This is a genomic window from Pseudomonas sp. NPDC089392 (assembly GCF_044749595.1).
Taxonomy (GTDB): Bacteria; Pseudomonadota; Gammaproteobacteria; order Pseudomonadales; family Pseudomonadaceae; genus Aquipseudomonas.
In genome coordinates this window covers 23,142-37,229 of record NZ_JBIVIF010000026.1, presented here as the reverse complement: position 1 = coordinate 37,229, position 14,088 = coordinate 23,142, and the positions used below count along the sequence as shown (strand labels likewise).

The 14,088-nt window shown below is 64.0% G+C and carries 12 protein-coding genes; 6 read left to right on the top strand and 6 right to left on the bottom strand.

The window, feature by feature from the left end:
* Window positions 1-6 precede the first annotated feature (6 nt).
* On the bottom strand, window positions 7-1,221 hold the full coding sequence (locus tag ACIP1G_RS20675) for an efflux RND transporter periplasmic adaptor subunit (RefSeq protein ID WP_400740339.1): 1,215 nt from the start codon (window positions 1,219-1,221) through the stop codon (window positions 7-9).
* A complete protein-coding gene (locus ACIP1G_RS20670; protein WP_400740337.1) occupies window positions 1,214-2,467 on the bottom strand; it encodes a TolC family protein in 1,254 nt (417 codons plus the stop codon). Before ACIP1G_RS20670 ends, ACIP1G_RS20675 begins: the two co-directional genes overlap by 8 nt.
* Before the next feature lie 298 nt (window positions 2,468-2,765).
* Between ACIP1G_RS20670 and aroQ the strand changes: the two genes are divergently transcribed.
* Window positions 2,766-3,215 (top strand): type II 3-dehydroquinate dehydratase, encoded by a 450-nt coding sequence (aroQ, locus tag ACIP1G_RS20665; RefSeq protein WP_400740335.1) that lies wholly within the window; start codon window positions 2,766-2,768, stop codon window positions 3,213-3,215.
* The gene (locus tag ACIP1G_RS20660) at window positions 3,212-4,060 is read left to right on the top strand and encodes a shikimate dehydrogenase (RefSeq protein WP_400740333.1); all 849 of its coding nucleotides are present in this window, start codon (window positions 3,212-3,214) and stop codon (window positions 4,058-4,060) included. Before aroQ ends, ACIP1G_RS20660 begins: the two co-directional genes overlap by 4 nt.
* A 117-nt stretch (window positions 4,061-4,177) precedes the next feature.
* On the opposite strand, the gene ACIP1G_RS20655 is transcribed toward ACIP1G_RS20660, so the two are convergent.
* Window positions 4,178-4,714: a thioredoxin family protein gene (locus ACIP1G_RS20655; protein ID WP_400740332.1), complete on the bottom strand. Its 537-nt coding sequence runs from the start codon at window positions 4,712-4,714 to the stop codon at window positions 4,178-4,180.
* A complete protein-coding gene (locus ACIP1G_RS20650) occupies window positions 4,704-4,979 on the bottom strand; it encodes a DUF2790 domain-containing protein (protein WP_400740330.1) in 276 nt (91 codons plus the stop codon). The genes ACIP1G_RS20655 and ACIP1G_RS20650 overlap by 11 nt, the downstream gene beginning before the upstream one ends.
* A gap of 221 nt (window positions 4,980-5,200) precedes the next feature.
* On the opposite strand from ACIP1G_RS20650, the gene ACIP1G_RS20645 reads away from it, so the two are divergent.
* The 4 genes from ACIP1G_RS20645 to ACIP1G_RS20630 all read left to right on the top strand — a co-directional run bounded on the left by ACIP1G_RS20645 (window position 5,201) and on the right by ACIP1G_RS20630 (window position 8,609).
* The gene (locus ACIP1G_RS20645) at window positions 5,201-5,941 is read left to right on the top strand and encodes a response regulator (RefSeq protein ID WP_346644106.1); all 741 of its coding nucleotides are present in this window, start codon (window positions 5,201-5,203) and stop codon (window positions 5,939-5,941) included.
* On the top strand, window positions 5,938-7,224 hold the full coding sequence (locus ACIP1G_RS20640; RefSeq protein ID WP_400740328.1) for a sensor histidine kinase: 1,287 nt from the start codon (window positions 5,938-5,940) through the stop codon (window positions 7,222-7,224). Before ACIP1G_RS20645 ends, ACIP1G_RS20640 begins: the two co-directional genes overlap by 4 nt.
* Before the next feature lie 249 nt (window positions 7,225-7,473).
* Window positions 7,474-8,091, top strand: coding sequence for a ferric reductase-like transmembrane domain-containing protein (locus ACIP1G_RS20635; protein ID WP_400740326.1), 618 nt, complete (start codon window positions 7,474-7,476; stop codon window positions 8,089-8,091).
* 29 nt (window positions 8,092-8,120) lie between these two features.
* Window positions 8,121-8,609, top strand: coding sequence for a DoxX family protein (locus ACIP1G_RS20630; protein WP_400740324.1), 489 nt, complete (start codon window positions 8,121-8,123; stop codon window positions 8,607-8,609).
* A gap of 151 nt (window positions 8,610-8,760) precedes the next feature.
* On the opposite strand, the gene ACIP1G_RS20625 is transcribed toward ACIP1G_RS20630, so the two are convergent.
* Together ACIP1G_RS20625 and ACIP1G_RS20620 are read right to left on the bottom strand one after the other, a co-directional pair.
* Window positions 8,761-9,324 carry a DUF4174 domain-containing protein gene (locus ACIP1G_RS20625; RefSeq protein WP_400740322.1) on the bottom strand — a complete coding sequence of 188 codons (564 nt, stop codon included), beginning with the start codon at window positions 9,322-9,324 and terminating at the stop codon, window positions 8,761-8,763.
* Window positions 9,325-9,552: 228 nt separating this feature from the next.
* Window positions 9,553-14,058, bottom strand: coding sequence for an NEL-type E3 ubiquitin ligase domain-containing protein (locus ACIP1G_RS20620; protein WP_400740321.1), 4,506 nt, complete (start codon window positions 14,056-14,058; stop codon window positions 9,553-9,555).
* Window positions 14,059-14,088: the final 30 nt, after the last annotated feature.

Below are 14,088 nucleotides of genomic sequence, written 5' to 3'. Positions count from 1 at the left end.
CTGTGATCAATGACTGTGTTCGGCCGAGCCTTTGCCCAGCTCGGACTTGAGGACAAAGCTGCCAGCAGCCGCCACCTGGGTTCCGGCGGCAAGGCCCGTGGTAATTTCCACCTGGCCGGCATCGCGGCGACCGGTCGTTACCGGGCGGGCTTCGAAGCCTTGCTCGGTGCGGGCAAACACCACGGTCTGCTCTTCCCAGGTTTGCAAGGCGCTTTCCGGTACCACTACGGCGGCATTGAAGCGTTCGACGCTGACCGCGATGTTGACGAACAGCCCAGGGCGCCAGGCGCCGTTGGGGTTGGCCAGGGTGGCACGGACCGTGGCGGCGCGGTTCTGCTCGCCGAGCAGGCTGCCGACGTAGTTGACCTTGCCCTCGACCTGGGCGCCCAGGTCCGGCGCGCTGACCGTGACATGGCGGCCGCTCACCACCTTGTCCAGGTCGCGTGGGGCCACGGCGAAGGTGGCCCATACCCGGCTCAGGTCGGACAGGGTGAAGGCGTTGCTGGTCTCATCCACCACCTCGCCCACGGTCAGGTGCTTCTCCACCACTACCGCATCGAACGGTGCCCGCAACTCATAGCGGTTGCCGGCGCCGGCGGGGCCCACGGCGGCGACCTTCTGCCGGGCATTGGCCAAGGCGATCTCGGCCTCTTGCAGCACCTGGCGCGCCTGCAGGTAATCCTGCTCGGCGCTGATACGCTCCTGCCACAGCTGCTGTTCGCGCTGGAAAGTCAGGCGCGCCAGCTCCAAGCGACGCTGGGCGGCCTGTTGCTCGCTGCGCAGGTCGGAGATCTGCTGGCTGGCGATCACTGCCAGCACCTGCCCGCGCTTGACCGCCTGGCCCAGCTCGGCTTGCACCGCCTCGACCACGCCAGGCACACGCGGTACGACGTGGGCAGTACGGTCCTCGTCAAAGCGGATTTCCCCCGGGAAGCTGATGGCGGTGCCCAACTCACGGGGACCCGCGGCGGCCAGTTGCACGCCGGCAGCTTCGATCTGGGCGATGGACAGGTGCAGCTGGCCCTCTTCTTCAGCGTGCCCTTCCTCTGCATGGCCTTCAGCGGCCTGCTCTTCACCATGGCCGTGGCTGTCTTCGCCATGGTCGTCGTGGCGGGCTTCAGCCTTGCTCGCCTGGCTGAGGTTGCCGGTCCAGGCCAGGCCACCAAGGCCGAGCGCGGCAATGGCAGCGACCAGAAGGGCTAACTTGCGTGGGTTAGTCATTGTTGCTCCTGCTATTCGGTTTGTTGCCAAGGCCATCGAGGTCGCCGTAGATGCGCTCGACTTGCGCTCGCGCGTCGGTGGCCGAGGCCAGGGCCTCGAGGTAAAGCCCGCGGGCCTCGATCAGCGTGCGCTGGGCGTCGAGTACATCGAGGAAGGCGAACTTGCCCATTTCGAAACCGCGGGTGGCAGTGTCCACGGCCTGCTGCGCAGCTGGCAGGATGGTGCGGTCATAGGCGTCCACCTCCTGCATCGCCGTATCCCACTGGCTGACTGCGCTACGGGTTTCACTGCGCAGGCGCAGTTCCACGGCGTTGCGCAGGTCACGCGCCTGGTCGGCGCGGCGTGCGGCTGCCAGCACGTTGCCCTGGTTACGGTCGAACAGCGGCAACGGCATGGACAGGCCAACCACATTCACCCGCTCGCGGTCCTCACGGCTGTACTGGCTACCGAGGCTGACGGTGAGGTTGGGTATCCGCAGGGCCTTTTCCGCCCCCAAGGACGCATCGCCACGCTCGACCTGGGCAGCGGCCAAGCGCCATTCGACGGTCTTTTCGACCTGGTCGAGCAAGATGTCGGTGTTGGGCGCAACACCTGGCGAAAGGTTGGCGGCCCGCAATTGGTCGAAGCTTGCCAGCGGGCTGCCGGTCAACCGGGCCAGGGCCTGGTAGGCCACGCTGCGCTGGGTTTGTGCACGGCGCACTTCGGCCTGGGCCTGGGCCAGTTGCACCTGGGCACGGGTGGCTTCCACGGGCGACGACTGGCCGGCAGTGACCCGCCCCTGCACCACCCGCAGCCCACGTTCGGTCAACGCCTGCGACTGCTGCGCCAGCTCCAGCGCGGTTTGTGCGCGCAAGGCGGTATGGAAGGCTTGCACCACATCGGCACGCAGGCCATTGCGCTGGCGCTCCAGGTCCAGCTGGGCAATGGCCTGGCCGGCACCGGCCACGGCGATGCGTGCGCCGCGCTTGCCGCCCAGCTCCAGTGGTTGACCGAGGGTGACGGTGGTGGTGCTGGTATCGCGGCGGGTGTCCTCGACCTCCCAGGACAGCTCCGGGTTGGGGATCAACCCGGCCTGGCGCCGCTCGCCATCGGCGATACCGATTTCGCGGCCGGCAGCAGCCAGCTCCGGGTTCTGGGCAAAGGCGGCGGCAAGCGCCTGGGGCAGGCTCAGGCTCTGGCTGGCCTGGGCGCTGGTGGCGCCAGCCAGCAACAGGCAGAGCAAGGCGATCTTGCGGGGGATGGGCACGGAACAGGTCCTCGTCGGCGAAGCGTTGGCGAGGGACTGTAGAAAGCCGTGGTTATCGGGGCGGTGGCGGGAAAATTACAATTTTGTAATCAGGCAGGATGTTCGCCACGACAATTGCAGTGCCTGGTAGATCGAGCGCCGCCCGCGCGGCGCTCGATCTACCAGGCACTGCAATTGTAACGGCGTACACGGTTCGATAATCGCCCACTTTCCCGGCTCGGCGATCTAGTCCAATTGACGAAACTAACCAGTCAGTACAAAACTAGATGCATTCAACAACAACAAAGCGATGCCCGTCATGAAGCCTCTCATTCTTGTGCTCAACGGCCCCAACCTGAACATGCTGGGCACCCGCGAGCCTGCCCAATATGGCCACGAAACCCTTGCCGACGTAGGCCAGGGCTGTGCCGATACTGCCCGTGCCCACGGCCTGGAAATCGAATTCCGGCAAACCAACCACGAAGGCGAACTGATCGACTGGATCCACGCCGCCCGTGGCCGCTGCGCCGGTATCGTGATCAACCCCGGCGCCTGGACCCACACCTCGGTAGCCATCCGCGATGCCCTGGTGGCCAGCGAACTGCCGGTCATCGAAGTGCACCTGTCCAACGTGCACAAGCGCGAGCCGTTCCGCCACCTGTCGTTCGTATCGTCCATTGCTGTAGGTGTGATCTGCGGCCTGGGCAGCCACGGCTACCGCATGGCCATCAGCCACTTCGCCGAAATGTTCCAGGAGCGCACGGCATGAACCAGCAAGCCATCCTCGCCGGCTTGATCGGCCGCGGCATCCAGCTGTCGCGCACCCCTGCCCTGCACGAACACGAAGGTGACGCCCAAGCCCTGCGCTACCTGTACCGGCTGATCGACGCCGACCAGCTGCAACTGGACGACAGCGCCCTGCCCGGCCTGCTCGATGCCGCGCAGCACACCGGTTTCACCGGGCTCAACATTACCTACCCGTTCAAGCAGGCAATCCTGCCGCTGCTCGACGAACTGTCAGACGAAGCCCGCGGTATCGGCGCGGTGAATACCGTGGTGCTCAAGGACGGCAAGCGGGTCGGCCACAACACCGACTGCCTGGGCTTTGCCGAAGGCTTGCGCCGCGGCCTGCCTGACGTGGCACGCCGCCAGGTGGTACAGATGGGTGCCGGTGGTGCCGGTTCCGCAGTGGCCCATGCCCTGCTGGGTGAAGGGGTCGAGCGGTTGGTGCTGTTCGAAGTGGATGCGGCCCGTGCGCAGGCACTGGTGGACAACCTGAACGCCCATTTCGGTGCTGGCCGCGCCGTGGTCGGCAGCGACCTGGCCACGGCATTGGCCGAGGCCGACGGGCTGGTCAACACCACCCCGGTGGGCATGGCCAAACTGCCGGGCACCCCCCTGCCGGTGGAACTGCTGCATGCGCGCTTGTGGGTAGCGGAAATCATCTACTTCCCGCTGGAAACCGAGCTGCTGCGCGCAGCTCGGGCACTGGGTTGCCGCACGCTGGATGGCAGCAACATGGCGGTGTTCCAGGCAGTAAAGGCGTTCGAGCTATTCAGCGGGCGCCAGGCGGATGCAGAGCGGATGCAGGCGCACTTCGCCAGCTTCACCTGATAGAGATCGGTGCTGGCTTCTTCGCGGGCTTGCCCGCTCCCACAAGGGTTAACGGAGCCCTTGCAGGAACGGGTTCATCGAGTCGTCGAACCGCCGCGAAGAGGCCAGCACAGGTAATCACCCCTTCTCATCCAGCAATGCCTGTACCACCTGCTCCTGCCCACCATAGTCCCCCTCGCCAAAGTGCACGTGGCGTACCTGCCCCTTGCGGTCGACAAAGTAATGCGCCGGCCAGAACTGGTTGCCCCAGTCATTCCACACCTTGTGGTCGTTATCCACCGCCACCGGGTAAGCGATCCCCAACCTGGCGACCTTGTCGCGCAAAGTGCCGACATCGTGCTCGTAGTCGTACTCCGGCGTGTGCACCCCGACTACCACCAGCCCCTGATCGGCATAGCGCCGCGCCCAGTCGTTCACATGCGGCAGGCTGCGCTGGCAGTTGATGCAGTCCCAGGTCCAGAAATCCACCAGCACCACCTTGCCCTTGAGCCCCGGGGCATCCAGTGGCGCCGAGTTCAGCCACTGGCTGGCGCCCGACAGCGACGGCATGGCGCCGTAGCTGTCGCGCGCCATCAAGTGCCCGGCAAGGCCCAAACCGGTCAGGGCCAGGGCAATACCACCCACTTTCAACAGCAAGCGCCGATCAATTCTCATGGCAGCCGCCGGTGGCGTAGGTGCGGTATTCCACACTCTGCTGCTGGCCTTTGGAGTCGAGATAGTCCATGCGGGTGTTCACCGGGCCGCAAGCGTTGCTCTGGTTATCCTGCACCGACAGCACTTTCTTCACGTCCAGATGGTCGCCGTAGTGGTACTGCATAGCCCCGGCATCGTGCATCGGGGCAGTGGTGGCCTGGGCGGCGATGGCGCCGAAGCTGAGCACGGCGAACAGGCTGGCGCTGGCGAGGGTCTTGACGTTCATGGCATCTCTCCTGTGTATCACTTGGCGGTGGGGAGTGATGCTCCCCGGTCGAGAGCCATTTCACGCCTGCCAGGTATCCCATATGTGTCGCCCAAAGCTGTGATGTGCTTCCTGCTGTATCTGTGCCTGCACCAGATACACTGCAATACAAAACCCCGCAGGCAAGCGCGAACGCGCTCGGTACACTGCGCCGAACTCCCCTTTACACAGGAACGCTGCGCATGGAACACGTCGATCACATCCTGGTCGTCGACGACGACCGCGAGATCCGCGAACTGGTCGGCAACTACCTGAAGAAGAACGGCCTGCGCACCAGCATCGTCGCCGACGGCCGGCAGATGCGCGCCTTCCTCGAAGCCAACAGCGTCGACCTGATCGTGCTCGACATCATGATGCCCGGCGACGACGGCCTGCTGCTGTGCCGTGAGCTGCGCGCCGGCAAACATCGCAACACCCCGGTACTGATGCTGACCGCCCGCAACGACGAAACCGACCGCATCATCGGCCTGGAAATGGGTGCCGACGATTACCTGACCAAGCCATTCTCTGCCCGCGAACTGCTCGCCCGCATCAACGCGGTGTTGCGCCGCACGCGCATGCTGCCGCCCAACCTGACCATCAGCGAAAGCAGCCGCCTGCTCGGCTTCGGCCAGTGGCGCCTGGACACCACCGCGCGCCACCTGCTTGACAGCGAAGGCACCCTGGTGGCCCTGAGCGGCGCCGAATACCGCCTGCTGCGGGTATTCCTCGACCACCCGCAGCGCGTGCTCAGCCGGGAACAGCTGCTAAACCTGACCCAGGGACGCGAGGCCGACATTTTCGACCGCTCCATCGACCTGCTGGTCAGCCGCCTGCGCCAGCGCCTGGGCGACGACGCCCGCGAGGCCAGCTGCATCAAGACCGTGCGCAGTGAAGGCTATGTGTTCTCGCTGCCGGTGCAATTGCTCGAGTCGCCGTCATGAAGTGGCCACGCACCCTGGCCTCACGCCTGGCGCTGATCTTCTTCACCGGCCTGGTGCTGGCCTATGGCCTGTCGTTTGGCCTGCAGGCTTACGAGCGCTACACCAGCAGCCGCTCGATGATGCTCAGCAACCTGGAGCAGGACGTGGCCACTTCAGTGGCCATCCTCAACCGCCTGCCCGCGGCCGAACGTGCCGCCTGGCTGCCGCGCCTGGAACGGCGTACCTACCGCTACCGCCTGGACCAGGGCCTGGCGGGCGAAGCGATGCCCAGCAGCGACCCACCCATGGCCGCCGAGTCGATCGTCAAGGCCCTCGGCAGCGACTACCACCTGACCTTCCAGGAAATCCCCGGGCCAAATGCGCACTTCCAGGCCCACCTGACCCTGGCCGACGGCACACCACTGACCATCGACGTCACCCCATCCCCGGTCCCGGTGGCCCGCTGGCTGCCCGTGGTGTTGCTGATCCAGCTGGCCTTGCTGTTGTTGTGCACCTGGCTGGCAGTGCGCCTGGCCATCGGCCCGCTGACCCGCCTGGCTCAAGCGGTGGACAACCTCGACCCGGACCAGCCCGGCGTGCAACTGGATGAAAGCGGCCCGCGCGAGGTGCGCTACGCCGCCGTGGCCTTCAATGCCCTGCAAGCGCGCATTGCCACCCACCTCAAGGAGCGCATGCAGTTGCTGGCGGCCATTTCCCACGACCTGCAAACGCCGATCACGCGTATGAAGCTGCGCGTCGAAGTAATGGACGAAGGGGTCGAGAAAGACAAGTTGTGGAGCGACCTGGGCGAAATGGAGCACCTGGTACGCGAAGGCGTGGCCTATGCCCGTAGCATGGACACCAGCACCGAAGCCCCGTGCCGGGTCAACCTCGACGCCTTCCTCGACAGCCTGGTGTTCGACTACCAGGACAGCGGCGCGCAGGTCGAACGCCACGGCAGCACTGGCAGCCTGCTGGAGACCCGCCCACATGCGCTGCGCCGGGTGCTGGTGAACCTAATCGACAACGCCCTCAAGTTTGCCGGTGCCGCCGAGCTGGAGGTGGGCCACGAGGGCGCCATGACGGTAATCCGCGTGCTCGACAACGGGCCAGGTATACCCGGTAGCGAGCTGGACGAAGTGCTCAAGCCGTTCTACCGCGTGGAAGGCTCACGCAACCGCAGCACCGGCGGCACCGGGCTGGGGCTGGCGATTGCCCACCAGCTGATCCAGGCCATGGGCGGCCGGCTGACCTTGAGCAACCGCAAAAGCGGTGGTTTGTGCGCACAGATCGAACTGCATTGAAAGGCAGGCGCGGTCCCTTGTAGGAGCGGCCTTGTGTCGCGATAGGGCCGCGAAGCGGCCCCAGGTTTTCAGCTTCGCAGCATGAATTGCCGGGGCCGCTTCGCGGCCCTATCGCGACACAAGGCCGCTCCTACAAAAAGCGGGCATCGTTTCTACAAACCGATACACAACCCCAGCCCCCCGACACACTGCAGATACCCCACCCCCGCACACTCCCGGTCACACAACCAAACCCGGAAGTCCCCCCTGATGAAGCCCCTCACTCTGCCCTCCGGCTGGAAGCTGTTCGCCGCCCTCGCCGGCCTGACCTTGGCCATGACCGCCGTGGTGCTGGTCAGCCAAGCTGACCCGGACGGCCTGCGCAGCGCCATACGCGCTACCGCACGCAGCTCGTTCGCGCTGTTCCTGCTGGCATTCCTGGCCTCGTCGCTGGTGACCTTGCTACCCGGCAGCATCAGCCGCCGTATCCTCCAGGAAAGGCGCCACATAGGCCTGGCATTCGCCTTCTCGCATACCGTGCATGGCCTGCTGATCTACCGCTACGCCCAGCAATTCCCGGAACTGTTCTGGGCTGGCCGCACGCTCACCTCCAGCCTGCCTGGCAGCCTTGGCTACCTGTTCCTGCTGCTGCTCACCGTCACCTCGTTCAAGGCCCCCATGCGCCTGTTGGGCGGCCGTGCTTGGCAGGCCCTGCACAGCAATGGCATGTGGCTGCTGGCTGCGGTGTTCTGCCTGTCGTTCTACAAACGCATCCCCCTGGGTGGCTGGTACCCGCTGGCGTTCGCCCTGATGTTCAGTGCCATTGCCATCAAGCTCACCGCCAAGCTGGCCCGCCAGCAACGCCGCAGCGCTCGCGCCCTTTCCTGAATAGCCCGCCCTCAAGAGAGCATACCGACATGACCACTTTGACCCGCACCCTGACCTCCTTCGACCGCGTTGGCACCTGGAGCGCCGACCTGCCATTGCGGCTGTTCCTGGCCTGGGAGTTTTTCGAATCCGGCCTGGAAAAACTCAATGGCAGCAACTGGTTTGCTGACCTGCAGTCCAGCTTCCCGTTCCCCTTCAACCACCTGCCCGCCGAGCTGAACTGGCAGCTGTCGATGTGGGCAGAGCTGATCCTGCCGTTGCTACTGCTGCTGGGTTTAGGTACCCGGCTGGCATCAGCAGGGTTGATGGTGGTGACCATGGTGGCGATTGCCGCGGTGCATTGGCCAGCGCACTGGTCGAGCCTGGCCGAGCTGGCGCAGGGGTATGCGATTACCGACCAGGGCTTTGGCAACTACAAGCTGCCGCTGATCTACCTGGTAGCATTGCTGCCACTTTTGCTGAGAGGGGCTGGGCGCCTGAGCCTGGATCATTGGCTCAGGGCGCGGTTCGGCAGGTGATATCGCTGGGGCTGCCCTGCAGCTGTGGGAGCTGGCTTGCCGGCGATGAGGCCAATTGCATCAAAGAGGATCTTTTGCCTTACCGGCCTCTTCGCAGCACAAGGCTTCTCCTACAGGGGCATGAGGCAGCCTGAACAAGCGAGCCCGATGCTCAGTCTTCCAGCGGCTTGGGAGGTGCCGCCGGCTTGGCAGGCTTGGCCGGTTTGCTGTCCTTGGTTTTGGCCTTGGCATCCGCTGCCGGCGCAGCCGCCACAGGCTCAGGTGCCATGACCGCCTTTTCGCTGGCGGGGAGTTCATCGACAGCCTTGAAGATCACCTCTGGATCGAGGGCAGTGTTGTCTTCGTCGTCCTTGAGGACATGCCGCTCACCGTCCTTGCCCACCAGAATCACCTTGGTGCCCTTGCTCGCGCCCAGCTTCAGCTCACGGATCAGGGCCATGGTGGTCTGCTGCTCAAGGTTCTTGTCCTCGCGCTTACCCATCATTTGCGCCACGCTGTACAGCACCAGGTTGCGCTCCTTGAACTTCGCCTGGGTGGCCGGGTCCTCAAGGGCCTTGTTCAGCCCGCGCAAGGTCGGGTCGGCGCTGCTCGGGGCAATCACAACCAATGGCCTGGCCTTGCCCAGTTCCTTGGCCAACGGCGCGTCACTGTCTGCGGCTAACAAGGGGCCAGCAACAGCAAGCAAGGTGGCGAGGGTCAGTGACCGGACGAGCATGTGTATCTCCTTATTCTCTCGATAAACCAAAGACTACAGATCATGGAGAAAGATCCGACGTGCGAGCCTAAACCAACTCGCCGGGCGGATGGCGCGCACAAAAGTAACTTGGCGTGTCCCGCCCCAGGACGGCCCCCGCAATAACGCCGCCCTCGAACCAGAGCATAGTCCATCAGGGGGCCGCCGCTTGGCGACTAGATAACGGCTGCCTGACCGCCGTGCGGCCACTTAGCGCAGGTAGATCACATCCAGCTCGCTGTGCACATCCAATGCATTGAGTGTGAGCTCGTGCATCAGCTCCCGCTCGGCGAGCCGGCGCTGGCTGGCGACGCGGTTGATTGCCACCAGGCGTTCTCCCTCAGGCGCCCTCGAGTCCGCCTGCAACGCCTCCAGGCGCTGGTGGAAGGGGGCATCAAGGGCGTCGAAACTTTCACGGTGGGCGCTGCGCAGGTGGGTTTGCCAAAAGTCCCGCTCGATCAGTGAGCTGGCCAGCCGCTCACCGTTTTCGCTGCTCAACACCAGATGGCGGGCATGGGCGATACGTGCCGCATCAACACCCGCCACGGGCCGAAACGCCATGCCATTGGTACGCACAGGCAGGTCGAGGTCGTTACGCAACGCCAGGCGGTAGGCCAGCGCAACCTCCACTTGATCCGGGTCGCCGCCATCAAGCTGACGCGCCTGGATATCCTGAAGCGCAACCCTGTCAAGTTCATCCAGCCGCCACAACTGGCGCCCCAGACGTAACAAGGCCGGCTCCTGATTACCCGCCGTAGCGTCGGTTTCAGCACGCCACACCATCATGCGCAGCTCAAGGTCACTGAAACGCAGCGCTACGCTGTCCTGGCAGGTCAACCGTGCGGCATTGCTGAACATCGACTCACACAGTTCTGTCGACGTCGCCATGGCTCGCAACATTTCCAGCACCCGGCTGGCGAGGTAGCGTGCCCCGGTATGGCTCTGGAAGTCAGCGGTTTCCATCAACCGCTCAAGCAGGTGGAAGAATTCTGCGGAAGCTGGCGGCGACTGTAGCCTCAGCCAGTGCGCGCCGAGCTCAGTGCGCAATTCGACACCAGCAGCGTCCATCCAATGCAGGCGCGCCGCTCTCAGCGTGGCGTTCTCCTCTGTGGTGGGAACAGCAGAACGCAAAGCCTCTTGAAAGCGCAGCGCTTCAGCTGCGGTGAACGGGTTACCCTGCAGTTGCACATCGCCCTCGATCCACAGGCGGGACTCATAAAATCGCGGCGCAACGCCTGTAAGCAGGTTGTCACGCAGGTCAAGCGTTCTCAGTAATGGACTCTGCATCAAGTAGTAGGGCAGGTACCGTAAACCTGCGTCAGCGAGCCTCAGCTCCCTGAGAGCCGGCAGGCCGCTTAACGAGAACGGTCGCCCCAGGGGGTTGTGAGACAAGTTGATCGAGACCAGCCCTGGGCAACTGGCAAGAATCGTCGCCTGGCCTGAGTCCAGGCTGATGTGGTTGTTGCTCAGGTTGAGGAACCGGAGATTAGGCATGCTCAGGAGTAATTGCGGTACACGCGTGAGGCGATTGTGTGGCAACTCAAGGCCGAAGATGTTCGGAAATGCGCGCAGGAAGCTGTCTGGCACGTGCTCAAGCTGCATGTTCTGCAACGTGAGCACATTGACAAGCTCAAACTGCACCTGGCTGGAAAGCTCAGGCAAGGTGCTTGTGCGCGTGTAGGCCAGTTCCCAACGGTGGTTACCCTGCAACGGCTCGCCGTTTTCGCTGATTGCCAGCAGCTGCTGCCAGCAATTGCGCAGCGCCCGCCTCAACCTGCGCCGGTTCTCCCGCTCCTCTGGGGTGTCCCCCTCATAGACCCACGAACGCAACTCGGTATTGAGCGCCGTATAGGCCTGCTCGTACTGGCGCAGTGTAGCCTCCAGGCCAATAACGCTGGCACGAGCCTGTTCTATCCAGGCAAATACCTGCTCATCCGTGAACGAGGGGTACAAGTAACGCACCCGACGCATGAATGGGCCGGGTCGATTACCGAGCAACCAATGCCTTGGACCACGGCCACTCAAGGGGTAGCCGACTCGGCCATCGGCCAGCCGTGCCGGCAAGCGCGCAGTGCCGGGTAGCACAGGGCTCAGTATCTGTTCGACCTCCTGGCGACGGGCCTGGGCCAGTAGGGTGACCTGTCTTCGCAACCGCTCGGTAAAGGGTTCCCCCAGTTCATAGGCGGTCTGCAGTTCAGCGTCATACGCTGCCCCCATGACCTCGAACAACTCACCCGCGTTGCCTGCAGGCCGGCCCTGCGTATCAAAGCGCCGGAAAGCGCCCGCCTGGTAAACCAGGTCACATACCTGTGCACCTGTGTCCATGACTAGCAATGGCGAATCGCTGACAGCCTCGTTGAACAATCGCCAGCGTATGCCTCTGGGGGCCGCTGGCAAATACCCGAGCATGCGTAGCGTAACCCGTGCCAGGTCCAGGCCCTGCGGCGTGTCCCAGTACAACGCCTCATAAACACGCGCCATGCGGATGGGCAACAGCATGCGCCTTGCATGCTCGGCCAGGCGCAACGGCACCCGTCCGGTTGCCAGCAGTCGCTCGCGATCCGCAACACTGGCCTGCGCCAGCAACGCCTTGGCAGCCGGACCGTGCAGTGACGGAAACGCACGCTGCAATGCGGCCTGTGCATCATCAGGCCGCGGCTCCAGCCAGGTATAGAGGCGATGCTGCAACAGCCGCCGCTGCTTCCAGCCCAGTTCTGCCAAGGCCCGTTCGGAAAGCCCCTGCGCACCAGGCAGGCCGCGCAACTGCTCAAGCGCCACGCTGTCTTCAACCGTCTGCTCCGAGCGCAACTGGCCTACCAGCACACGAACCCGCCGCTCAAGCAGTGCGCGCCGGGCACTGTCGAGCAAACCAGGTTCCGCAGCGCGCCCCAGGACATGCAACGCACGCAAGTGGTCCTCGTGCACGTCATGCACGGCCAGCAACTGATCGAGCTGTTCGTCATCGAGCTGGGCCAGCTGCCCACCCAGGCGTCTGCACAGGTAACGACTACCACGCCACTGCGTGGGTTGCTCACTCCACAGCCGCCAGGCCCCTGCACCATTGTGTATCAACAATGGGCCATGACCGTCACGCGGTTGCAATTGCCAATGGTCGTCAACAGCCCGTTGGGTCACCTTGTAGTAATGACCCTCCATGGCAATCCAGGCTTGTTCATCGAGTCGCCAAACCCCGGCTTCATCGCATATGGCCTCGGCAGGCGGGGTTGTGCTGCGAAACGCGGCAAGATCGCCATTCCAAAGGCGCTGGCTTCCGTCCTCCAGGTGCGCCGTCTGCAGGCCATCTACCAGTACCGATCGGTTCCACAACCGCTGTACCGCCGTGGCCCCTGCAGCGGTGGCAGCGATCACGGCAAGGTCGGTCGCAACCTGGGTGACGTGCTCCAGGGCTTCGCGGGTATCGCCCTCCTGCCAGGCCTCGATGGCGAGAAACACTTCACCCAGCCACCGCCATGCACTAAGGGCCAGCAATGCGACGCCCAGGGCTGGCATGTAGAGACTGGCGGCAGTGAGCAGTGACAGCCCCAAGGTTGCCAGGTGCCGCTCATGGGCCTGCTGAAGCTCGCGGTCCAGCCTGGCCACAGGCGTGGCCACCACAGCCGCGTCATCCTTGACCTGGGCAGCGCGCATGGCGGCCAGATCCTTGAACAGGTAGCCACCCAACGGCACCGTGTGCTCACCCAGGTCGATGTTTGCCCAGATAGGCAGGTCGTCATAACCAGCAACTACCTTGGTAAAAAATGTCTGGCGGTCACGATGGCGTATGAAGCGCGTGAAGAACTGCCGATATTCGACGTTGCGCAAGCGTTGGCCCAGGACCTTGCGGGCGAACTGCTGCAAAGTGTCGTATGCACTCCAGGGCCCATGCGGATCACCGGGAACATAGACCAGCACACGCCGAGTAGAGGTATAGATAGGCGCGAAGGTCTCATCACGCACATCGAACACCACAATTTGCTGCAGCGGGCAGCCCAGCAGCTCCAGACGCTTGCCCACAACCCGCGCGTCGTTGAGCGGGGGAAGCCAACCTTGACGCCACAGCCCCATCACCAACTCCAGCTCGGCATTGCTCAGCACACCTTGATGACGCGCCTTGAACGCATCGACCAGCATGCCATGGCGTATGCCGTCGGCCAGCAATGCCTGGGCGTACGGCGCTTTCAGTTGCTCATCCAGATGGCGTTGGTATCGCTGGCCCAAGTCCAGTTCGCGCACCAATCTGGCGAACTGTACGGCACTGGGCAGGCCAGTCGCGGAGTCATTGGTGTGACGAACCCCGTTTCCGGGTGCCTGGCCATTGGCCTGGGCTTGTATAGCGGTGAAGTTTCGCAACGCCGCTTCAAGCAATGGCGTCTGGTAGTACACCGTCTCGCTCAAGGGTACGCGTATCGGTGCATAGGTGCTCAACGGCCGTTCAGACGCTGCGCGGAACCACAGTTGGCTGAGCGGTTGGCTTACCTTGAATCGTTCGCGCAACGCCTGCTGCAAGGCCACTGCGGCAAAGTGCTCGATACTGTCGATGCCCGCCAGCAACTCGGCAATGCGGTAGCGGCAGTGCAAACCGCCGTTCAATGCCTGACGCAAAACAGCCAACTGTTCGGGGCTGCCCGACTGTAGCCAGTCGGGCAAGCGTCTGGCGATGATCTGGTCCTGGGCTGCCTGCTCCAGCAGCTCGTGTGGATGCTGCGCTCTACTCATGGCTTGGGGCCTTTGCGTGCGGAAACGCAC